Source organism: Olivibacter sp. XZL3 (assembly GCF_004368405.1).
Lineage (GTDB): Bacteria > Bacteroidota > Bacteroidia > Sphingobacteriales > Sphingobacteriaceae > Olivibacter.
This window is the reverse complement of the sequence record NZ_SBJH01000017.1, coordinates 24,608-46,585: the sequence shown is the minus strand read 5'-3', so window position 1 is coordinate 46,585 and position 21,978 is coordinate 24,608. Positions and strand designations below refer to the sequence as shown.

Genomic DNA, 21,978 nt, shown 5'->3' with positions numbered 1-21,978 from the left:
CCAAGAGAAATTAACAAAAATGTAAACGGCTCCGAAAAAATAGTGGCCTAGAAACTTGTAATTTATTAGAGTATATGAAAAAAGCGTTCATCACAGGTGCAAACAAAAGCATTGGCTTTGAAGTGGCCAAACAGTTATTACAGCAAGGCTTTTACGTGTATCTCGGAAGCCGGAGTTTGGAAAACGGGCAAAAAGCGGTAGAAGAATTAAAATCAGAAGGATTAAATGATGTCGAAGTGATCCAGATCGACGTAACTGATGATCATTCGGTAAAAAATGCACGACTGGAAATCGGCAAGAAGACAGACGTTTTGGATGTCTTGGTTAACAATTCGGGAATTTCAGGAGTTAAGTTTGACGAAAACGGGAATTACATTCCGCAAACTGCGGCAGATACCAGCGTGGATGTCTTCAAAGAAGTGTACGAAATCAATGTCTACGGTGTGATTCGGGTAACGCAGGCTTTTTTGGATCTGCTCAAAAAATCTAAAGAACCGAGAATCGTCATGGTGAGTTCCAGTCAAGGTTCCATTACCTTGCACAGCGACCCGAATTACAAATACTACAATTTCAAAGGTGCGGTTTATCTATCGTCGAAATCGGCGCTCAATATGTACACGGTGAATTTGGCCTACGAATTTAGGGATACCAATTTCAAAATTAATGCAGTAAGTCCGGGTTTTACGAAAACGGATTTCAACAATAACCAAGGGACCGGCACGGTAGAAGATGCCGGAAAACGTATCGTAAAATACGCTTTAATCGGTAATGATGGCGTTACCGGCAAATTCTTCTGCGAAGAAACCAATCCCGAAACAGGCGAAATTCCGTGGTAGAAACCTGTTTATTACTTAAGCGAGAGCATTGCTTTCGCTTTTTTGTTTTTAATAGGCAATTGCGCTTCCCCCGATTTGGATACAAGGAAATCCTGTTTGGAAACATACCATTTTAGACTTCTGCCCAATTTTGCATTGTACATTTAAATAAGCAGAACCATGTCAAAAACAATTTTCATTACTGGTGCATCATCGGGTTTGGGAAAAGCAACCGCTAAATTATTTCAGGCAAAAGGTTGGAATGTCATCGCAACCATGCGAAACCCGGAAAAAGAAGCGGAATTATCGGCATTAGAAAACGTGACGTTACTCCCCTTGGATGTAACCGATTTCGAACAAATTAAGCAAACTGCACAAAAGGTCATTTCATTATATGAAATTGATGTGGTATTTAACAATGCGGGTTATGGACTAATGGGAGCTTTGGAGGCGTTGACCGACGAAAAAATCGTTCGGCAACTCGATACCAATTTGTTAGGTGTGATTCGCATTACACAAGCATTTATTCCGTATTTCAGAGCAAAGAAGAGCGGTTTGTTTATTGCAACCACTTCTATTGGTGGTTTTATGGGATTCCCATTACATTCCATCTATCACGCTACAAAATTTGCATTGGAAGGTTGGAGCGAAAGCGTGTCGTTTGAGTTGAGTAAATTCGGTGTCGGCATCAAAACCGTGGCGCCGGGCGGAATTTTAACTGATTTTGCCGGCCGTTCGATGGATATGAATCCGCATTCGGCATATGCGGAAATTGAAGCTAAGATGTTTGTGGCCTTCGAGGAAGCGTTTAAAAATGCTTCGACTGCCCAACAAATTGCGGAAGTGGTTTACGAAGCCGCAACCGATGGACAAGACCAGGTGCGTTATTTAGCCGGTGCAGATGCAAATGCGTTATATGCAAGACGCTTGGAAATAGGGAAAGAAGCCTTTCGGCAAGAAATCGGGAAACAGTTTGCAGAATAACGTTAGATAGGAGCAACTGTCTGAAAAAGGCGGTTGCTTTTATATGTCATGCAATTCCATTGCATATAATAGACAATTCATCTAAGTTTGTAAAAGAAAAACAACATGCACATCGTCAATTCCATATCTGAGTTTCATCAGCAATTGTCATTGCCTGAACCCTTGCATCCGCTTGTTAGTGTAATTGATGTTTCGGGCATAAAACCTGATGAAAGTGAAATCTGGGAGCAGTTTTTTGTGAATTTTTATAGCGTATCACTGAAAAGAGACGTAACCGCAAAAGTAAAGTATGGACAACAATACTACGATTTCAATAAAGGGACGATGAATTTTATTGCACCGAAACAAATTCAATCCCTGACGATTCCCGAAATCAGAAAAATGAAAATCGAATGCGGAAAAGGGTATATGCTGATGTTTCACCCCGATTTTTTGTATAAACATCCACTTGCAAGAGCAATTAAAAATTACGGGTTCTTTTCGTATTCACTGAATGAAGCGTTGCACCTTTCAGAAAAAGAGGAAGGTAATGTTGTCGAAATCTTTAAGAAAATAGAGCAGGAATATCAGCATATTGACCGCCATACACAGAATATTATTCTCTCGCAAATTGATTTGTTGTTGCAATACAGCAACCGTTTTTATGAACGACAATTCATTACAAGAAAAGCTGTTAACAACGATTTGCTTACTAAAATGGAACAATTGCTGAACGACTATTTTGACAAGGATGAGACGCTACAAAGCGGTTTGCCAACAGTAGAGTTTGTGGCGAGCCGACTGAATGTTTCTCCGCATTATTTGAGCGATATGCTGCGATCGCTCATTGGACAAAGCGCAAAATCGTACATTCACGAAAAGATGATCGAAAAAGCAAAAGAATATCTCTCTTCTACCCAATTATCCGTTGCCGAAATTGCTTATCAATTGGGCTTTGAATATCCGCAATCGTTCAATAAACTTTTTAAAAAGAAAACCGAAATGTCGCCGTTAGCATTTCGGGCGAAGTTTAATTAACCATAATTTGGCCTTTTCAGGATAATAAAATTGGACTTTTAAAGAAAGCCTACGGAAAATTTTATGTTCAATTTTGTAGCATAAAAAATTTTCAGGGAATGGAAACTCAAAAAGCATACATCATCACGGGGCCTACTTCGGGCATTGGTTATGAAACGGCTTTAGAACTCGCAAAACACGGCACCGTTATCCTCGTTGGGCGAAATCAGGAAAAGCTGAATCAAGTACAAAAAACAATTAAAGAGAACGGACAACATGCCGTTTCTGTTGTTTGCGATATTGCTGACATGATCAGCGTAAAACGTGCGGCAGAAGAAATTATTGATCTTGATTTGCCGATTGCAGGATTGCTTAACAATGCAGGAATCATGCCTCAGAAGGCAACGAAAAGCAAGCAAAATTTGGATATGACTTTTGCCACCAATCATCTCGGTGCATTTGCATTGACCGAAGCACTGGTGCCTCATCTTGCCGACGGAACAAATGTGGCGTTTATTGTTTCTGCTATCGAAGACCCCGAACGCAAACCTGCAAAAGTTATGGGAATGAAAGGTGGTCGCTATATCTCTGCCGAAGCAAGTGCAAGAGGTGAATGGAAAGAAGGCGGTTCTAAAATGCCTGGCGTAGATGCGTATGCAACGTCAAAACAGGCATTGCTAGCATCGGCACTTGCCTTTGCCCGGAAAATACCTCGGCTACATATTAATGCGATTGAACCGGGTATAACACGCGGAACAAATCTCGGTGGTGCAAATGCTATCGTCAGTTTCATCTTCGGGCATTTAATGGCTATACTTCCGCCTTTCAGCAAATACAGTAGTACACCCAAAAAATCGGCAAAAACCATTGCGAAAATATTGACGGATACTTCCGGAAAAACAGGAGTTTATTTTGATGAAAAGGGGCAACCCATGCGTGGCTCTAATTTAGCTCACGATCCAGAATTTCAAGATCGTGTCGTGGCCGAAACAAGAAGATTATTAGCAGGAATTAAATAACCAAAAGCTTTCGCAAATGAAAATATTAAGCGCAATATTAATTTTATTATCAATCTTTATCGGTTTCGCCCATGGATTGGGAACACTCATGAACAGTCCGTCTCCCGAAAGCCTAAAAATGATGGCAGAGGTTGGAATTACAGAACCTGTGAGAAAGTTATTAGGTGTTCTATCATTGACAACGGCTTTATTGGTTCTGTTTCCTAAGACATTTCTATTCGGTAATCTATTGAGATAATAATGTTAATTACAACTATTGGACTCTTACTAAATTCCAGAAACTATCAACTTGCATTGATAGAAATTCCTTTTTTAATGATACCATTGGTGTTAATTTATCTTGGCTATCCGCTGAAAAAGTAAGAAATTTGTAGGATTATCCCCACCCTAAATGAAAGAGCACGCAACGCATATGCACTATGTGGGCAAAGAAATCTCGCCCGAACAATTTATTGCTGAGCATACCTTTGTTTATGTCATAAAAGGCATCATGAATATTTATGACGGAAGTAAACAAACCGTCTTGAAAGCTGGCGATTGCTGCATTGCACGGAAAAATAGACTGGCTCGTTACAACAAAGAAAAAGTGAACAGCGAATTAGAAAAAGTGTTTGTCTTTTTTGACGAAACCTTTCTTGGAAAGTTTCAGGAACGCCATAAAACAATTGTTCGGAAATGCAATGCTGATGAAACGTTGCTACACATATCTCAAAATGATTTACTCCCCAATTTTATCCAATCTTTGCTGCCGTATTATAATCATGCGACGATTGCAGAGCCTTTTGCTGATGTGAAGCGTGAAGAATTATTACTTATCCTTTTACAAAAACAACCTGATTTGGCCGGCTTGTTCTTTGATTTCGGTATCCCACAAAAAATAAACATGGAAGAATTTATGTATAAAAATTTCCAATTCAACGTAAGTATTGAACGGTTCGCTTTTCTGACAGGGCGGAGTTTGTCAGCTTTTAAACGGGATTTCAAAGCAATATTCAACGAAACACCCAATCGTTGGTTGGTGCAAAAACGACTTCAAGAGGCCTATTTCCTGATCGAGAAAAAGAACAAAAAGCCGTCTGAAATTTATCTTGACTTAGGGTTTGAAACGTTATCTCATTTTTCTTTTGCGTTTAAAAAACAATTTGGATGCTCTCCATCGGAAGTTCGGCGTTCGTTCGATTAAACAACTGTTTTTTGGATACTCGTTTCGCGGTTTTGCATACCACAGTTAGTGTCGTTTGCGAAACTTTGTGTTCTAAAAATAAGGAAGCAGGACAATACAGGTAAGAAACTATGTTGCCTACCGAGAAAACGAAAATTCGGTCGGTGAAATATTGAAAGACGGGAAATAGGCACACACAACGTACAGTGAACTTCCATATTACGGTGTTTCTCATCTCGGCTGTGATAAGATCAAAAACGAATGGTATCCGGAATTTTAAAAAAAAATAAAAGTAGCTGTAGCGTTTATCTCTTTCCGGTCGTTTAGTCAATAAGTTGGATTAAAAATAGTAAGGGCTCCGTACTCTCAATATGGGGCTCTTGCGCTTTTTTAACTTACTTCTCAGAAGCCTAATTTATTTCTCTCTTTTGTTAATTGTTTTTTTATCTTCGTCGCTCGGTACAACGATTGTATCGAAACCTTATATATTATTTATTAATCAACCTTAAACTAATAGCATGTCATCAAGTAAGATGTTTTTATTAGCCGTATTGCTTTTTGTTGGAAAAAGTGTATGCGGTGCTGATCTTTTCCGTCCAGGATACGTTATAAATCATCGGGGCGATACCCTCCAAGGATACATCGAGTATCGAAATTGGTCAACAAACCCGCAAGTGATTCATTTCAGGTCTACGCCCACTGCGCAAGTCGTCTCCTATAAACCAGCCGATCTGTCCGCTTTTTCCGTCGCCGAAGAGTATTACGAAAGTGCGGCCATTCAAGTGGAAAGTAGCTCAAACTCTTTTGATCGACTAAGTGATTCCGCCGATTTTGAATTGAAAGCTGATACCGTGTTCTTGCAAGCTTTGGTGAAGGGGCGGAAGTCTTTGTACTTTCTGAAAAACAGAGAAGGGCAGTCTTTTTTCTTTATTAAGCAAGGAGATCAATATGTGTGGCTTGGATATAAGCGCTATCGCAAGCAAGAGAATGGAAAAAATCTAATCGCAAGCAATAATTTATACATCCATCAGCTGCAGCAGTATCTCAACGATTGCAAGGATTTGATTTTGCTTATTAGTCAAACTTCTTATAAGACTTCTTCATTGAATAAGTTATTCAACAGCTATTACACGTGTACAACAGATTCGGCTAATTATACCTTGCCACAGGAAAAGATGAAAACGGAGTTCGGCCTTTTGATGGGCGTTAGTACGGCCTCTTTTAATTTCACGAGTACCCAAAGCTTTTACTTGTCGGGCCGACATCGGGGCTCCACCAACCTACTGGGGGGCATTTTCCTCGACTTGGGACTGCCACGCAATTTCAATCGCTGGTCTATCTATAACGAATTGGTTGTAACCAGTTATACGGTGGAAGGTTCTTTAACAGCTAATCAGTACCAACGTCATGATGTGGTTTTCGGGCAAACGCAGCTTAAGCTGACCAATTTACTTCGCTATAAGCTTTCTTCATTTGCAGAGGGTGGTTTTTACCTCAACGTGGGGATGGCCAACGCTTTTGGAATCGCTGAAAAGAATGAACGTATAACGCATCGACAGTATCTGAGTGATGCCGTCACCTACGACAAGGCTCTGGAAATTATGCGAAAGTATGAGCAGGCGCTCGTCTTGGGCTGCGGAACGAATTATAAACGATTTTCTTTACAGGCTCGGGTCGACTTCGGAAATGGCTTTTCCGATTATTCGTCCTTTAAGGTAAGCAGTACACGATACAGCCTGCTATTCGGTTACAGGCTTTAACCCTTAACAGAACCAAGCCGGCTGAGCGCGATCAACAGGTGAGGGTACACATAAAAACAACTATTTTTTAACACTAAGCTAATATTGACAGGTTTACTTTTGCTGATAAAAAAAGCAATGAATCGTAGATCCTTATTAAAGAACCTCGGAATTGGCACGCTGTCTAGCCTGATATTGGGTAAATCTGTTGTTGCAGAGACACTTGACTCCGTTGCCAGTAAACCAAAATTAGCGAAACGTTCGCTGCGTTTTGCCCATTTGACGGATGTTCATATGCAACCGGAACTGGATGCACCGAAGGGCTTGGCCACTTGTTTACATCATGTACAGTCGCAAACCGATAAACCTACGCTCATTGTTAATACAGGCGATTGTATTATGGATGCACTGAAACAGCCGAAAGATCGCGTGGTTACGCAATGGGACCTTTGGCACAAGCTGATGAAAGATGAAAATAGCCTGCCAATCGCTTATTGCATCGGCAATCACGATTGCTGGGGTGCCGGTGAGAAACAGGATCCGCTTTATGGAAAGAATTATGCTTTAGAGATGATGCGGCTTGAGAAACCATATCGTAGCTTCGACCAAGCAGGTTGGCATTTTGTTGTGCTGGATAGTATTCAGATTCGCGCAACCGACGGGCAATGGTACGCTTGTCAGTTAGATGATGAGCAGTTCGAATGGCTCGGGCAGGACCTGGAAGCAAATAAAGATAAACATACCGTTATCCTGTCGCACGCGCCTATCTTGTCGGCAGCGCCATTGGTAGTTGGCCACTTGGGCAAGATTGATACCGGCTACCAACTGGGTGGTGGCGCTATTTTAAATGATGCGGAGCGCGTAGTGACCTTGTTTACCAAACATCCTCAGGTTAAGTTGGCATTAAGTGGCCATATCCACCTGAACGACGAGGTGAGGTATCAAGGCGTAACCTATATCAGCAACGGCGCTGTCAGTGGCAATTGGTGGAAAGGCGACCGATATGCAACAAAAAACGGCTATGCTATTGTAGACTTATACGACGACGGTACATTTGACAATGTGTATATCCCTTATGGATGGAAAGTGTAAAAAGACCGCTTATTGCGAAAAAAAAATAAAGCACTAAAATAAAAAGCCAAAAGCGGCGTTTATAATTTAGGTTTAGGTTGATTATATTACAAAGGCCACTGCTTCCCCAAAGCAGGGCCTTTGTTGTTTACGGTTCAGCGCTTTTAAAATTGAGATATGATATCGAAGGCATAAGGGTTAAAGGTGTTGGGAAGTTCGAAGAATCCTTACTAAATTTATAAAAAAGTAATGGCTATGGAAAACCTAAAGAAAGAAGATGTAAAACAGGAAGTTTTCGATCTATACGATGATTATGCGCATAACCGGATTACACGGCGCGATTTTATGCAAAAACTGTCTGTTTATGCAGTCGGCGGTGTCACTGTCAGTGCCCTGATGGGCTTTTTGATGCCAAACTATCAAGACGCCATTCAGGTAAAGGCAGACGATCCGCGGATAACTTCCACTTATGTCAACTATCCATCTCCCAAAGGCGGAGGCCAGATCAAAGCACTTTTGTGTATGCCCAAAAACAATCGGAAGAAATTGGGCGGTATTGTAGTGGTACACGAGAATAGGGGACTCAACCCCCATATTGCGGATGTAGCCAGAAGGGCGGCCTTGGCCGGTTTTATCAGTTTGGCACCTGATGCCCTGACTCCTTTGGGCGGCTACCCGGGTAACGATGATGAAGGACGGGAGCTACAAAGCAAACGAGACCGCGATGAGATGCTTGAAGATTTTATTGCAGGTTTTGAATTCCTTGAGAAAAATGAATTTTGCAACGGCAAAGTAGGGGTGGTTGGTTTCTGTTTCGGCGGCTGGATTGCAAACATGATGGCCGTGCGGATTCCCAACTTAGCGGCGGCCGTACCTTTTTATGGCGGTCAGCCTCCGCTGGAAGAAGTGCCGCAAATAAAGGCGCCGCTCTTATTGCACTATGCAGCACTTGACACACGTGTCAATGAAGGATGGCCGGATTATGAAAAAGCGCTAAAGGAAAATCATAAAGATTACGCAGCTTTTATATACGAAAATGCCAATCACGGTTTTCACAATGACACGACACCACGTTATGATAAAGAGGCAGCACAATTGGCCTGGAAGCGGACGATCGATTTCTTTTCACAAAAACTGAGCTGAAACGCTTGTGCTGAACGGTGTGTTGACATAGAATTCAGGTAATTCCAACTTCTTTCCAAAATTTAACCCTATACTTGTCGGGACGAATTGTGTATAGATGAAAATCTTAATAGTTGAGGACGAGGAGAGACTGTTGGAAGCCATTTCCGCTTCCTTACTGAAAGAACATTTTGTAATTGAATCGGCGGGCGATTACCAAACTGCGTCCGAAAAGATCGCGGTGTACGACTACGACTGTATTTTGCTGGACATTATGCTTCCAGGTGGAAGTGGTCTGCAACTGTTGGCTGAGCTCAAACGTACGCACAAATCGGAAAATGTAATTATTATTTCGGCGAAGGATTCGCTCGATGATAAACTGGCCGGATTGGAATTGGGGGCCGACGACTACTTAACGAAGCCTTTTCACCTTGCCGAACTCAATGCGCGCGTAAAAGCGGTTCTGAGAAGGAAAAAGCTAGACGGCAAAAATAGCATCGAAACAGCGAATATATTGCTCGATTTAAACGAGCGAAGGCTTTCGGTAAGCGGGGAAATCGTTGCGCTCAATCGAAAAGAATTCGATGTGCTGAATTATTTTTTACTCAATATGAACCGACTGGTTACAAAATCGTCCTTAGCAGAGCATGTTTGGGGCGATCACATTGATCAGGCCGACAACTTGGATTTTATCTATTATCAAATTAAAAACCTTCGGAGAAAATTACAGTCGGCAAATGCAGCTATTGAGATTGAATCAATCTATGGGATTGGCTATAAAATGGTGGAGAAATGAAGCTGCTCAATAAATCACTTAAATCGCTCTCTTTTTCTATCTTAATTATCGTAACCGCTTGGTCGGTCGTTTTTTATATCAATATGCTCGATGAGATCCACGATAGCATCGACGACGGACTGGAAAATTATAAAGTGCTCATCATTCAAAAAGCTAATACCGATTCCACCCTATTAAAGAAAAAGGATTTCGACGAAAGTAATTATGCGATTCAGGAAATCAGTAAGACGAGTGCGCTTGCGCGAAAGGACCGGTATTCCGACACCCTGATGTATATGCAGGATGAGGATGATCTGGAACCGGTGCGTATGCTTACGACGGCCTTTGAACACCAAGGTCATTTTTATGAACTGAAAATCATCAACTCGATGGTAGAAGAAGATGACTTGATTGAAGACCTCTTTTGGTCTGTGTTCTGGTTATACCTCATACTTGTGGTCAGTATCATTATTATTAACAATTTTGTTTTGCGCCAATTGTGGGAACCCTTTTACAACTTTTTGGGGCAGGTTACGAAGTTTAGGTTGGGGAGTAGCAAAGCGTTACCGGATATTGTAACCGACGTAAGGGAATTCAATCTACTGAAGAGCGCAGTAAACACCTTACTGCAGCATAGTCTGGAAACTTATGCGCATCAAAAGGAATTCATTGAAAACGCCGCTCATGAATTGCAAACGCCTTTGGCAATCGCAACCAATAAGTTGGAATTGCTCTTAGAAAAAGGAGATATGGAACCTGCCCAAGCGGAAAATATAGGAGAGGTTTTACAAATAATCGAACGCTTAGTCCGCTTGAACAAATCATTGTTGCTGCTAACAAAAATTGAGAACAAACAGTTTTTTGATAAGCAACGTATATCCCTAAATGAAGTCATAAAACAGAGCTTGGAAGACCTGGAAGAATTCGCTGCGTTCAAAAATATAGAAATACGAGTATATGAACAGGCCGAATTAACCGTCGAAATGGACCCGACGCTTGCCAATATCGTAGTTTCCAATCTGGTTAGAAACGCAATCTTTCATAACATACCCGAGGGCGAGGTATATATTGACATCGAAATGGATGCGCTGACGATCAGTAATACAGGAAAAAAAGAGCCGCTTGAAATCGATAAAATATTTAAACGCTTTTATAAATCGACTGACAAGACAGGCGGAACAGGTTTGGGCTTGGCTATTATGAAAGCCATCTGTAATCTATATGGTTTTAAGGTTTCATATCGTTATCTTGATGAAAAACATCGCTTCGAAATCCGATCTAATAACTTAAATAAAAACGGATTTTGATCATAGACGTGTTTAGACCATGTGTATACTTGCAATACCTTTTCTTTACCTATTGTTTACCTTTTCTTTACCCTATTCTATACCTTTTGTTTACCCTTTGCTTACCCTTTGTTTACCTAAAAGGTAGCATTTGGGTATGGTGAAAGTTAAGTGTGGTATTGTAAATGTATAGAAAGGAATACTGCACTTTAGTCGTAGCCTATTGTATTCCAACTTTTTTCCAGAATCCCATGCTTCCTTTGTTTAAAATTAAAAACAACAGATATGGAAAAAAGTATGTTAACCGGTTTTCTCGCATTGCTTATCAATAGCAGTATTTCTTTTGGACAGGATATCCAGGCCAGTCAGGTACCCTCGGTTGTGGTGAACAGTTTTCATAAGTCTTTTCGAGATGCGACTGATATAGAATGGGAGCGTCAAGGCGACTTGTATAAAGTGGAATTTGAAACAGGTTTATTAGCTAAGGATCATGATGCATGGTACGATAAGGGTGGCAAACTAATAGAACACAAAGAGGAAATTTCGAAAGCAACTTTGCCGGCAAAAGTTTTGGCTACGCTGAAAAAAGACTTTAACGGCTACCGCGTGGACGATGTGAAGAAGGTCACCAAAAGGCAAGGAGTCATTTATATAGTTGAGCTGGAAAGCAACGCAGAGGAGTTAAAGGTGATGTTGGATACCAACGGAGGTGTGTTAAACAAAATGTTCGACTAGTATGAAGATCAAGCCGTTTCTTTTTTGCATGGGAATTCTATTTTTATCTTATACTGCTTATAGTCAGGTCAGTCCGCCCGGTTTAGGGGCGGCAAAAGCCGCCAGTTGGTTTGCATTCGGATTAAAGCAGCGTTTTGGACGATCGAAGAAGTGGCAGTCAATGTCGTACATAGGGATGGGACGGAAAAGCAACCCAGATAACGGTGCCCCTTTTCTGAAACCCGCTATCTGGGTGCTCAATCAGGAATTTTATCACCAATTCCATCCAAACTGGCAATATTCCATGGCTTTGAGCTATCGGAAGCAAAACGAGTATAACGACGATCCGCCTTACAGTCAAACGCAGGCGGGCTATAAAGGGGAATGGAGGCTTTACGGTCGAATGGCTTACGCGCGCGGCAGCGAGCGACTCAAATTTACGACCACCCTGAGGCAGGAGTTTAGAAGCTTTGTGCATCCACTGGCAGAAGCAGCTAGCGAGGTGCTGCAACTCCGCTCGCGGCTGAAATTCCAGTTAGCTGTAAATCTCGATAAACGAAAGATACATCGGCTCATAGCAGGCTACGAATCGTTGTTTTCCGTGAGCCGGATTGCCCGGCCAGATGCATGGACGCCTTTTAAATATCAAGAAAGCAGGTTCACGCTATACTATGCTGTTTCGCCTCTAAACATGCCTTTTACAATTGATCTTGGTTATATGAACGATCTGGTCGGTTATAAATCGCCATACTCGGTGCATTACCTAGCGCTCGATGTCGTATTCAACAATCCGTTTAGCCTTTTAAAGCAAGGGAAAAGCAAGGAGCGCTAGATCGCTTTTATGGCAAAGTGCGGGATTCCAAGATATCAGTTGACCGTCCAGATGACATCGGTAAACCATTTTCTGCTGTCGAAGAGTTGACCAACAGGTTGGAAGCCACTCGCACTTGCCAATGCGTCGATTTGTTCAAAGCTGAATTTTTGCGAAATTTCCATGAAGATGTATTCGTCCTTCGCAAAACTTATCGCCGTTTCGCCGATCTGCACAGACTGGTCCGTCAGACTGATGAGGTAACTTTTGCAAGCACCACTTTCGGGATCGTAAGTAGCGTAATGGTCGAATTGACTGATAATGAAATTACCTCCGAGTTCGCGGTTAATCCTTTCCAACAAATTAAGGTTGAATCGTTTCGTGATGCCTTCTTTGTCATCATAAGCCGCTAAGATCGTTTTGGGGTTTTTCTTCAAGTCCATACCCATAAGTAAGAGATCGTTTTTCGATAAATAGCCACGAAGCTTTTTGCAGAAAGCCATGGCCTCATGGAGTGGCATATTCCCTATATTTGAACCCAGAAATAACACCACTTTCCGGTTTGGCGACAAGGATGTGGCTTGTTCGAGCATGTCAAAATATTCGCCGTTCAAGCCGGTTATCTGAAGGCTTGGCAACACCTTTGGTAAGCGCTTGCTAAGATTGTCAATGACGTTCCTCGATATATCAATTGGCACATAATGAAAGTCGATTTGCTGTTCTAATAACGCTTGTAGCAGATAAGTGGATTTCATCGCATCACCGGCGCCCAACTCAATGAGATCAAAGCGATCTCCCTGAGCGATAGTCTCGACCAATTCATGGGTTTTCTCGGAAAATATTTCGAGTTCCGCATTTGTTAAATAATATTCCGGGCAGTTCATGATTTCCAGGAATAGCTGGTCGCCTTTGGCATCATAAAAATATTTTGAATCCAGGTGTTTTGGAGTCGATTGAAGTCCCTCCATCACATCCTTACAAAAGAGCGCTGTTGTCGTATTTGTTATATCCGTCATTTCTCCCACTGAATAAAAGAGCTGTGTGTTCATAGGCTTATATCTTATTTTGCCAATCTGATACCGGTAAATTGCCAACGTAGATTGGTTTGAAAAAAGTTGCGGTAGCTGATCCGGCTATGCCCCGGTGAGGTGACCTCCGAAGCGCCGCGCAGCACCTTTTGATTAACCATAAATTTGCCGTTGTATTCGCCAATGGCGCCCGGCGCTTTGGCAAAACCCGGATAGGGCAGATACGCACTCTCTGTCCATTCCCAATTCTGGCCCCATGTGAACTGTCTGGCTGCCGCTTCCCACTCAAATTCCGTGGGCAATCGCAAGCCCTTCCAAGCGGCATAGGCATAAGCTTCGAAATAACTGACGTGTCTCACAGGAGCGTTTAACTGGAGCGGTTCGAGCCCACGGAAGGTATAATGGTGCCATTCGCCGTCGAGCTGATGCCAGTAAAGCGGGGCCCTTATGTTGTTGTTTTTCACCCAATCCCATCCTTCGGCATGCCAGTGGCGGAAGTCGTGATATCCTCCATCATTTATAAATTTCACGTACTCGGCGTTCGTTACTAAGCGGGTGCCTATTTCAAAGTTGTTCAGGTAAACCCGGTGCCTGCTCAGCTCATTGTCGAAGCAAAAACCATTCCCTTCAAAACCGATTTCGTAGATGCCCTCGTCTATGCGAATGAAATCGGAGCTTGGTTTTATGGTTGGTTCGGGCAAAGGGTAGTTCACATCATAGGCAGGGAACAAGGGGTTATGCCCTAATATATACTTGATGTCGGTGTATAGGAGCTCTTGGTGCTGTTCTTCATGATTGATGCCTAAAATCAGCAAATCTTGTATAGATGGGGCAATGGAGCTTCCCAGAAATTTCGACATTTCTTTGTCTACATAAGCGCGATAGCGGTAAATATCATCCACTGTTGGCCTGCTTAAGTTTCCTCTATCCGTCCGTATTACCCGATTGCCCACTGTTTCATAATAGCTGTTGAATACATAATTATAATCCGGGTTGAAGGGCTGATAAGCGGTACAGTAAGGTATCAATATGAAGGTTTCAAAGAACCAGGTGGTGTGCCCTAAGTGCCATTTTGGAGGGCTGACATCAACGATGGGCTGTACCACATAATCTTCGATTTGTAGCGGACGGCAAATCATTTCCGTGCGTTCGCGTGTATTTTTGTAGCGGACAAGCATTTCCATTTTTACTATTTTCTTTCTAAATACTGTTTAAGGTCTGATATGGTTTTGATCGCTAACGCGTTAGCCTGTGCCTGTCGCATCATCAGTGCATAGGTGTTATTGAAGCCTATAGGATCCAACCAGGTAATTCCGTAACTTTTTTTAAATGCATTTTTCACATAGGCGAAGGTTTTATCCTTGTCGCCGCCTAATGAATCGATCGTTCCTCGCGACGGTTGTAGAATGGCCAGTAAACCGGTTCCGGTGTATTCCGGGTAAAAGTCGATTTGGTCATTAACAAGCGCATCAAAGCAGATTTTCGTTCCGCCAAGTCCTGTTTTTGTAGCCACCTCATAATTGGTGTAACCTCGTATCAGTTGGCTGTATATGCTGGCTAAAATATATTGTTCTCCAAAAATTTTAGAACCCAAACGTACTACCCCGGTTTTTTTACTACGGTCTTCTTTCCATAGCCCCTGTGACTTTAAAAAGGCCTCAGCCACTTTGTCGGGTGATCGGTGGAGATAGTCGACCTGATAGTTCAGCTCAGTCATCACGCTGTCGTCTATTTTTCCGGCCAATAGGTTAAGCGTTTTTTCTAAGTCGGGAAACTTTATTAGGGATTCATTTCGCACGATAGGGGCGGCATAGTAGGGAGGGAAGACGCCCTTATCGTCTTTCAGTATCACCAAGTTGTAGGCTTTTAACCTGCCATCGGTGGAATAGCCGCTAATGACGTCCAACTGTTTCTCATAGGCCGCCTTATACATAACGGCGTCATTAATAACGACGGTATGTATTTTCAAGCCGTAAATTTTTTCCAGACCTATATTGCCGTCTTGGCGACCCATGAATTCGGGGGTGAATCCGGCGGTAAGCTTGCTGCCGTAGGCCGTATTCGGCACAAAATACAACAAACTAAGTAGTGCAAATAACAGGGGCGCTGTTACAGCGATTTTGCGGAGCTTTTTAACGCTTAATTTTTGCAAACGCGATAAGGAGAAGTCGAATAGCAGGGCCAGCAGAGCAGCGGGTATAGCACCTGTAAGGATCATATGGGTGTTGTTCAGCGAGATGCCTCCGAATATGAATTCGCCCAAGCCCCCCGCGGCAATGTAAGACGCCAAGGTAGCTACGCCTACATTAATGACGGTCGCCGTGCGTATACCGGCCAAAATGACGGGCATAGCAAGCGGCAGCTCAACCTGCAACAGGAGTTGCCATCGGTTAAGCCCCACGGCTACCGCCGCCTCCTTTACATGGGCATCAACACCGGTGATGCCTGTATAGGTATTACGGATAATCGGAAGCAAGGCGTAGAGAAACAAGGCAACAATGGCCGGCTTAATGCCGATGCCGAGCAAGGGGATCATAAAGCCCAGTAAGGCTATGCTTGGTATTGTTTGCAGGATGCCAGCAACGCCCAGTACAGGGCCCGACAAGCTTTCTTTTCTGGCGATAAGAATACCTAAAGGGAGGCCCACCAAAGTGGCAATAGATAAGGAAATGAAAGTGAGGCCTATGTGCTGCAAGGTCTGAATCAACAGCTTATCGGCTTGTTGCGACATATAATTCCAAAGTGTTTGCTGTGGTTCGTTCATGCAACGATATTTTTTTTATACTGGTAAAAAGCGGCCATCAATTGCTCAAATTGCACGGCTTTCAACTCATTCCGCTCGCGGTCGAGGATCTGCAGCGCTTCTGCCCCACGGTATTTAAAATAGGCCAAGGCACGCCATAGGGTGGTCTTGGATGGTAGGGCCGCTGTAGTTGCCGGCCCACTGCCCGGAGGCAACCACTTCCATAGCGCTTGCAGTTGGATGACCTTAAACTCGAGCTGCAAACGTTGTTCGTTCAGAAAATCCGTCACCAGCGGGCTCGACGGCCTAAAAAGCAAGTCCTCCGGCGCGCCCGTTTGCACGACTTTGCCTTTATCCATCAGGCAAATCTGATCGCCCAGCTCAAAGGCTTCCTGTACGTCATGCGTAACCATAATAATAGTTTTTCTTTTCAGCTCATCCAAGGCGATGAATTCTTCTTGTATTTTGGCGCGGGTCACATTATCCAGTGCACCGAAAGGTTCATCCATCAATAAGATTGACGGTTCTGCCGCTAAGGCCCTGGCAAGTCCCACGCGCTGTTGTTGACCTCCGCTTAATTCATGCGGATACATAGAACGGTACCTTGTCGAGAGGTGAAGCTTCTCCAAAAGTTCGTCTATGCGCTTTTCTATTCGTTTTTTATCCCACTTTAATAGATGTGGCACAATGGCAATGTTCTGCGCTACCGAGTAATGGGGAAAGAGTCCTGTGTTCTGAAGTACATATCCCATATTTCGCCGCAGATCGACGGCCGATTGATCCCATATGTTTTTATTGTTGATGAAAATCTGTCCAGTGTCCGGTGTGAGCAAGCGATTGATCATTTTAAGCATCGTGGTTTTACCGCAACCGCTTGCCCCCAGCAGGATCAGGTTTTCTTCCGCTCTGATTTCTAGAGACAGCTGGTCAACCGCTTTCCGGTCGCCGAACGATTTGCTTACCTCTTGTATTTTGATCATCGCGTTTAGTCATCCAAGGTCATAAACAGGTTATTTAATGATTCGGTATAGAGCGGGTGGGCGAACACACAATAGCGTATACGATCATAAGTTATTTTGCCTTCCATAGCCATTTGCAATACAGACATAATTTCACCGCCTTCGGCTGCCAAGATGGTCGCGCCAAGTACTCTCTTGGTTTTTGAATCGACAACAGCTTTCATAAACCCGCGCGTATTTCCCGTTTCGACGCCGCGGGCGACACTCGTCATGGGCAGTTTTGCCACTTTTATGTTGAGTCCTTGCTTTTTAGCTTCCATTTCGCTCAGGCCGATACGACCGAGCTGGGGGTCTGTAAACATGCAGTAAGGGACCGGTCTGGCACGCGTTGTGTACTGCTTGTTCTCCAAGAGGTTGCGATAAACAATCGTATAGTCGTTATAGGAAATATGGGTAAAGGCAGGACCTCCTTTTACGTCGCCTAAGGCATAAATACCCTTTACATTAGTCTCCAATTTGCCGTTTACTTTTATATATCCTTTGTCGTCCACTTTTACACCGGTGTTGGCAAGCTGAAGACGGGGTGTTTGTGGAACACGTCCCGCTGCGATTAAGACATGGCTACACCTGATGTCGCGTTTTTTTCCAGCAACATCAACGGTTGCGATCACTTGTTCTTTGCCGACTTTTTCGAAGGACTTAGCCGTTACATTTGCTAATACCTCGATGGCTTCCTGTTGCAATATTTTATGCATTTCGTCTGACACATCCTCGTCTTCACCGGCCAGAATGCGAGCTGATTTTTCCAGTATAGTAACCTTGCTGCCGAAACGGCGGAACATTTGACCGAATTCGAGGCCAATATAATTTCCGCCGATGATGAGGAGGTGCTCGGGCACTGCTTCCAATTCAAGTATGCTTGTAGAGGTAAGAAAGTCTATGGTGTCGAGGCCTTCAATTTCGGGTATGCGCGTCGTGGTGCCTGTGTTCAGAAAAAAGAGATCAGCTTTTAAGGTTTGCTCTGTACCTGTATTCGTTGTGACAAGCACCGTTTTAACATCGGTAAAAGTCGCTTCGCCTAAAATCAGATCCAGATTTTTCGTTTCTTCCAACGCTTTTTGGCTGCCTTTCCTGGCATTTTCAACAAGTTCATCTTTCCTTTTTTTTATGAAAGACATATCAATTTTATAGTCTTTCACAAAAATGCCTAAGTCGGCATTCTTCTGGGTTTCATAAGCTGCTTTAGCGGAAGCTATCCATGCTTTAGTGGGCGTGCAGCCATCGTTAATGCAAGTACCGCCTACCCACCGTTTTTCAATGATTGCCACTTTTTTACCCGCGTTTGCCAGCTTCTTGGCCAGCGGGACACCTGCTTGGCCAGAGCCAATAATGATAGCGTCATACTGTCTATTCATCATATCTCTCGGTTTTATAGGTGTTTGAAGGTCTACAATCACCTTCATTGCAAACAAGGAAGTGTCAAAATGGTTTTTATAATTGCGCAAACGGTTGAGATTTCCTTGCAGGCTTTTTGTGGAGTGTCTTCAAGTTCATTATACTTGGCTGATATCTATTGCAAATTGTTTAGTTTTGAGTGCGAGGAACCGATACTTCGCGTTTTATGTATACAGTCAATATTTGCCCCTATGTCGAAACTTTTTAGCCCTATCAAAATAAAGGGCATCACTTTAAAAAACCGAATAGTTGTTTCTCCAATGTGCCAGTATTCGGCCGTAGACGGATTTGCTAACGATTGGCATTTCGTGCACCTGGGAAGTCGTGCTGTAGGTGGAGCCTCTTTAATTATCGTTGAGGCTACTGCCGTAGCGCCGGAAGGAAGAATATCTCCTGAAGATTTAGGTATTTGGGATGATGCGCATGTAGGAAAACTCCACCAGATCGCGTCGTTTATCAAAAGCCAGCAATCGGTGCCCGGAATTCAATTGGCACATGCGGGTCGGAAAGCCAGTACCGCCGCACCGTGGAAGGGAAGGGGTAAGGTGGCGGTAGAAGAAGGGGGATGGGACACCGTAGCTCCTTCGGCAATCGCCTTCGCAGATGACTATCCGATGCCGGTCGAATTGAATAAAGAAGGAATTAATGCGATTGTGGCCGACTTTAAATCGGCGGCCGAGCGGTCTTTGCGCGCAGGATTCGAGCTTATCGAAGTGCACGCCGCTCACGGGTATCTATTGCATCAGTTTTTGTCGCCCTTAAGTAATCAACGCCAAGACGAGTATGGGGGGAGTTTCGAAAACCGCATCCGACTGCTGTTGGACGTTATTGAAAGTATTAAAACCGTTTGGCCTCCAGAATTTCCCTTGTTTGTAAGGATTTCGGCTAGCGACTGGGCCGATGGTGGTTGGGACTTGGAACAATCGTTGAAGTTAGCCGTTATGCTCAAAGCCAAGGGTGTTGATCTTATCGATGTATCCAGCGGTGGCCTCGTCCCTTATCAAAAAATTGCCGTCGGCCCGGCTTACCAGTTACCGTTTGCATCGAGAATTAAAAGAGAAACGGGTATTATGACGGCCACTGTCGGTCTGATAACCAATGCCGCACAGGCGGAAACCATCCTGGTAAATGGTGATGCCGATTTAATTGCCATGGCACGTGAGCTGTTGCGTAATCCTTATTTCCCTTTACAGGCTGCCGGCGAACTACATGAATCGGTTGAATGGCCTGTCCAATATGAAAGGGCTAAACCGACTGAAAGAAAGTGAAAGGGTGGTAATAAATCGCTAAGATACTATAGTAAGAGGATAAAAAGCGTCATAAACGGTGAAGTATTTGCGCTGATATTTGTTTGTCTAACCAATATCAGGTTGGGCAAGGGCACAGAACCTTGCTCACGAACAGCGAATCAATTTTAATTTTTATGATGAAAACATCCACTCTTATCGCGCTCACATTGGGTATTACAATCGGCTCAATACATGCTGTGAAAGCGCAATATCCTGTTATTCCCAAAGCCATGGAAGACTCGGCAAATGCCGAGATGGCTAAATTCCAGGCGCGCTCCGATGCGGCTTGGGCAAAGGCTCTATCCGTTATTGAAGAGGAAGCAAAAAAGGGCAAACCTTATATTCCCTGGGCCAGTAAGCCCGAAGATCTTCCACAAGCAAAAATACCGGCTTTTCCAGGTGCCGAAGGGGGTGGCGCTTTTTCTTTTGGCGGCCGGGGAGGCAAAGTGTATGTGGTAACCAGTTTGGCAGACAGTGGCCCGGGAACATTTAGGGAGGCCTGCGAACAGGGCGGTGCCCGCATCGTTGTTTTTAATGTGGCGGGTATTATTCATCTAAAGAGTCCTGTCAGCATCCGCGCTCCGTATATAACCATTGCCGGCCAAACAGCGCCGGGCGATGGGGTATGTATAGCCGGCGAATCGGTATGGATCGATACGCACGATGTCGTTATTCGCTACATGCGCTTTAGACGCGGCAGCACGGATGTGACCAGGCGAGACGATGCTTTAGGTGGCAATGGTATCGGAAACATTATCATCGATCATGTATCGGCCAGTTGGGGGCTCGACGAAAATATGTCAATGTATCGTCACGTATACAATCGGGGTGATAGTACAAAACAGGAGAAATTGCCAACGGTAAACGTCACTATCCAAAACTCTATTTTCTCGGAGGCCTTGGATCGGTATAATCACGCCTTTGGGAGTACCATCGGCGGGCTCAACAGCACGTTTATGCGGAATCTATGGGCCAGTAATATCAGCAGGAATCCTTCGATCGGTATGTATGGCGATTTCGGCTTCGTGAACAATGTGGTGTTCAATTGGTGGAACCGGAGTGCGGATGGGGGCGACCACCGTTCGTTTTTCAATTTCATCAACAATTATTACAAGCCAGGGCCAATTACACCGACCGACCAACCAATCGGCCACCGCATACTTAAACCGGAGGGAAATAGAGATCGCGGTCATGAGAATGAATATGGTAAAGCTTACGTTGCCGGTAATATAGTGGAAGGCAATGCGCGCGTGACGGCCGACAACTGGGCTGGTGGTGTGCAAATAGAAAATAAGCCCGATGCGGAGCCCTATACCGCGGCGATTCGCGTAGACAAGCCCTTCCCCATGGCGAAGCTTACCTTGATGCCTGCGCAGGAAGCTTATGACCATGTGCTAAAAAACGTGGGAGCGACCCTGCCTAAACGCGATGCAGTGGATGAACGCATCGTAAAACAGGTAGCAACGGGCAAGATTTTCTATAATGAGCAGAGTCAAGTAGATATCAGCAGTCCTTATATCAAACGCCGTTTACCGGCAGATTCCTATAAAAAGGGCATTATTGCTGATCCGGAGCAGGTGGGGGGATATCCAAATTATGACGGTAAACCTTATCCTGATGCCGATCAAGACGGTATGCCCGATGCTTGGGAAACGGCACATGGCCTGAATCCGAAGGACCCCAGCGATGCTACTCTTGATCGGGATGGCGACGGCTATGCCAATATAGAAGAATTCATCAATAGCGTAGTACCTAAAACCTTATAAGCGTGACAGCAGGTAAGGCCAGACTATACCTGAACGGGAAATATAAAAATTGCTAAAACAATAAAACCATCGCTTTGTTGAATAAACAAGGTTAGGTTGATTATAAAATAAAGGCCCTTGCTACCCAAAGCAGGGCCTTTATTATTTGCGTAGAAAGACAGGTGTTTAGTAATAACCGGCTTGTTGCAAACAGTATGGACGATTTACTTGTTATGGGATGAACGTTCGCTATGATGGCGATACG

19 protein-coding genes are annotated in these 21,978 nt (G+C 43.8%); 14 read left to right on the top strand and 5 right to left on the bottom strand.

Features of this window, described 5'->3' with window-relative positions:
* Window positions 1-74: 74 nt before the first annotated feature.
* The 12 genes from EPX21_RS05905 (at window position 75) to EPX21_RS05850 (ending at window position 12,515) form a co-directional block, all read left to right on the top strand.
* Entirely contained in the window at window positions 75-836 is a 762-nt protein-coding gene (locus EPX21_RS05905; RefSeq protein ID WP_134088742.1) for an SDR family oxidoreductase, read from the top strand.
* 159 nt (window positions 837-995) lie between these two features.
* A complete protein-coding gene (locus EPX21_RS05900) occupies window positions 996-1,799 on the top strand; it encodes an SDR family oxidoreductase (protein ID WP_134088741.1) in 804 nt (267 codons plus the stop codon).
* Window positions 1,800-1,904: 105 nt separating this feature from the next.
* Window positions 1,905-2,816 (top strand): AraC family transcriptional regulator, encoded by a 912-nt coding sequence (locus EPX21_RS05895; protein WP_134088740.1) that lies wholly within the window; start codon window positions 1,905-1,907, stop codon window positions 2,814-2,816.
* Window positions 2,817-2,914: 98 nt separating this feature from the next.
* Entirely contained in the window at window positions 2,915-3,814 is a 900-nt protein-coding gene (locus EPX21_RS05890) for an SDR family NAD(P)-dependent oxidoreductase (protein ID WP_134088739.1), read from the top strand.
* A 391-nt stretch (window positions 3,815-4,205) separates the two neighbouring features.
* The gene (locus tag EPX21_RS05885; RefSeq protein ID WP_134088738.1) at window positions 4,206-4,997 is read left to right on the top strand and encodes an AraC family transcriptional regulator; all 792 of its coding nucleotides are present in this window, start codon (window positions 4,206-4,208) and stop codon (window positions 4,995-4,997) included.
* A gap of 497 nt (window positions 4,998-5,494) precedes the next feature.
* Window positions 5,495-6,736 (top strand): hypothetical protein, encoded by a 1,242-nt coding sequence (locus EPX21_RS05880; RefSeq protein WP_134088737.1) that lies wholly within the window; start codon window positions 5,495-5,497, stop codon window positions 6,734-6,736.
* A gap of 117 nt (window positions 6,737-6,853) precedes the next feature.
* Entirely contained in the window at window positions 6,854-7,807 is a 954-nt protein-coding gene (locus EPX21_RS05875; RefSeq protein WP_134088736.1) for a metallophosphoesterase, read from the top strand.
* Window positions 7,808-8,041: 234 nt separating this feature from the next.
* A complete protein-coding gene (locus tag EPX21_RS05870; protein ID WP_134088735.1) occupies window positions 8,042-8,929 on the top strand; it encodes a dienelactone hydrolase family protein in 888 nt (295 codons plus the stop codon).
* Between the two features lie 97 nt (window positions 8,930-9,026).
* Complete coding sequence (locus EPX21_RS05865; protein ID WP_134088734.1) at window positions 9,027-9,704, top strand: response regulator transcription factor; 678 nt, start codon at window positions 9,027-9,029, stop codon at window positions 9,702-9,704.
* Window positions 9,701-10,990: a cell wall metabolism sensor histidine kinase WalK gene (locus tag EPX21_RS05860; protein WP_134088733.1), complete on the top strand. Its 1,290-nt coding sequence runs from the start codon at window positions 9,701-9,703 to the stop codon at window positions 10,988-10,990. Before EPX21_RS05865 ends, EPX21_RS05860 begins: the two co-directional genes overlap by 4 nt.
* Window positions 10,991-11,254: 264 nt before the next feature.
* Entirely contained in the window at window positions 11,255-11,704 is a 450-nt protein-coding gene (locus EPX21_RS05855) for a PepSY-like domain-containing protein (protein WP_134088732.1), read from the top strand.
* A 28-nt stretch (window positions 11,705-11,732) separates the two neighbouring features.
* On the top strand, window positions 11,733-12,515 hold the full coding sequence (locus tag EPX21_RS05850) for a DUF2490 domain-containing protein (protein WP_166670686.1): 783 nt from the start codon (window positions 11,733-11,735) through the stop codon (window positions 12,513-12,515).
* A gap of 35 nt (window positions 12,516-12,550) precedes the next feature.
* Here the strand turns inward: EPX21_RS05850 and egtD are convergent, their stop codons facing one another.
* From egtD to EPX21_RS05825, 5 genes are read right to left on the bottom strand one after another with little or no spacing between them, the layout of a single operon-like run.
* A complete protein-coding gene (egtD, locus tag EPX21_RS05845; protein ID WP_134088730.1) occupies window positions 12,551-13,543 on the bottom strand; it encodes an L-histidine N(alpha)-methyltransferase in 993 nt (330 codons plus the stop codon).
* An 11-nt stretch (window positions 13,544-13,554) separates the two neighbouring features.
* The gene (egtB, locus tag EPX21_RS05840) at window positions 13,555-14,706 is read right to left on the bottom strand and encodes an ergothioneine biosynthesis protein EgtB (RefSeq protein WP_134088729.1); all 1,152 of its coding nucleotides are present in this window, start codon (window positions 14,704-14,706) and stop codon (window positions 13,555-13,557) included.
* 5 nt (window positions 14,707-14,711) lie between these two features.
* Window positions 14,712-16,286, bottom strand: a complete 1,575-nt coding sequence (locus tag EPX21_RS05835) for an ABC transporter permease/substrate-binding protein (protein WP_134088728.1) — start codon at window positions 16,284-16,286, stop codon at window positions 14,712-14,714.
* Entirely contained in the window at window positions 16,283-17,245 is a 963-nt protein-coding gene (locus EPX21_RS05830) for an ABC transporter ATP-binding protein (RefSeq protein ID WP_134088727.1), read from the bottom strand. Before EPX21_RS05830 ends, EPX21_RS05835 begins: the two co-directional genes overlap by 4 nt.
* Window positions 17,246-17,250: 5 nt before the next feature.
* Complete coding sequence (locus EPX21_RS05825) at window positions 17,251-18,642, bottom strand: mercuric reductase (RefSeq protein WP_134088726.1); 1,392 nt, start codon at window positions 18,640-18,642, stop codon at window positions 17,251-17,253.
* Between the two features lie 228 nt (window positions 18,643-18,870).
* Here EPX21_RS05825 and namA point away from each other — a divergent pair, with 228 nt between their 5' ends.
* Both namA and EPX21_RS05815 read left to right on the top strand, forming a co-directional pair.
* A complete protein-coding gene (namA, locus tag EPX21_RS05820; RefSeq protein ID WP_134088725.1) occupies window positions 18,871-19,947 on the top strand; it encodes an NADPH dehydrogenase NamA in 1,077 nt (358 codons plus the stop codon).
* A gap of 158 nt (window positions 19,948-20,105) precedes the next feature.
* On the top strand, window positions 20,106-21,734 hold the full coding sequence (locus EPX21_RS05815; RefSeq protein WP_134088747.1) for a polysaccharide lyase family 1 protein: 1,629 nt from the start codon (window positions 20,106-20,108) through the stop codon (window positions 21,732-21,734).
* Window positions 21,735-21,978: the final 244 nt, after the last annotated feature.

What these genes read in the sequence shown, in the direction of transcription:
- EPX21_RS05900 (WP_134088741.1), top strand. Translation starts at nt 996, where the DNA reads ATGTCAAAAACAATTTTCATTACTGGTGCATCATCGGGTTTGGGAAAA.
- EPX21_RS05905 (WP_134088742.1), top strand. Translation starts at nt 75, where the DNA reads ATGAAAAAAGCGTTCATCACAGGTGCAAACAAAAGCATTGGCTTTGAA.
- EPX21_RS05860 (WP_134088733.1), top strand. Translation starts at nt 9,701, where the DNA reads ATGAAGCTGCTCAATAAATCACTTAAATCGCTCTCTTTTTCTATCTTA.
- EPX21_RS05895 (WP_134088740.1), top strand. Translation starts at nt 1,905, where the DNA reads ATGCACATCGTCAATTCCATATCTGAGTTTCATCAGCAATTGTCATTG.
- EPX21_RS05870 (WP_134088735.1), top strand. Translation starts at nt 8,042, where the DNA reads ATGGAAAACCTAAAGAAAGAAGATGTAAAACAGGAAGTTTTCGATCTA.
- egtB (WP_134088729.1), bottom strand. Translation starts at nt 14,706, where the DNA reads ATGGAAATGCTTGTCCGCTACAAAAATACACGCGAACGCACGGAAATG.
- EPX21_RS05825 (WP_134088726.1), bottom strand. Translation starts at nt 18,642, where the DNA reads ATGATGAATAGACAGTATGACGCTATCATTATTGGCTCTGGCCAAGCA.
- EPX21_RS05815 (WP_134088747.1), top strand. Translation starts at nt 20,106, where the DNA reads ATGAAAACATCCACTCTTATCGCGCTCACATTGGGTATTACAATCGGC.
- EPX21_RS05865 (WP_134088734.1), top strand. Translation starts at nt 9,027, where the DNA reads ATGAAAATCTTAATAGTTGAGGACGAGGAGAGACTGTTGGAAGCCATT.
- EPX21_RS05850 (WP_166670686.1), top strand. Translation starts at nt 11,733, where the DNA reads ATGGGAATTCTATTTTTATCTTATACTGCTTATAGTCAGGTCAGTCCG.
- EPX21_RS05835 (WP_134088728.1), bottom strand. Translation starts at nt 16,286, where the DNA reads ATGAACGAACCACAGCAAACACTTTGGAATTATATGTCGCAACAAGCC.
- egtD (WP_134088730.1), bottom strand. Translation starts at nt 13,543, where the DNA reads ATGAACACACAGCTCTTTTATTCAGTGGGAGAAATGACGGATATAACA.
- EPX21_RS05890 (WP_134088739.1), top strand. Translation starts at nt 2,915, where the DNA reads ATGGAAACTCAAAAAGCATACATCATCACGGGGCCTACTTCGGGCATT.
- EPX21_RS05885 (WP_134088738.1), top strand. Translation starts at nt 4,206, where the DNA reads ATGAAAGAGCACGCAACGCATATGCACTATGTGGGCAAAGAAATCTCG.
- namA (WP_134088725.1), top strand. Translation starts at nt 18,871, where the DNA reads ATGTCGAAACTTTTTAGCCCTATCAAAATAAAGGGCATCACTTTAAAA.
- EPX21_RS05855 (WP_134088732.1), top strand. Translation starts at nt 11,255, where the DNA reads ATGGAAAAAAGTATGTTAACCGGTTTTCTCGCATTGCTTATCAATAGC.
- EPX21_RS05880 (WP_134088737.1), top strand. Translation starts at nt 5,495, where the DNA reads ATGTCATCAAGTAAGATGTTTTTATTAGCCGTATTGCTTTTTGTTGGA.
- EPX21_RS05875 (WP_134088736.1), top strand. Translation starts at nt 6,854, where the DNA reads ATGAATCGTAGATCCTTATTAAAGAACCTCGGAATTGGCACGCTGTCT.
- EPX21_RS05830 (WP_134088727.1), bottom strand. Translation starts at nt 17,245, where the DNA reads ATGATCAAAATACAAGAGGTAAGCAAATCGTTCGGCGACCGGAAAGCG.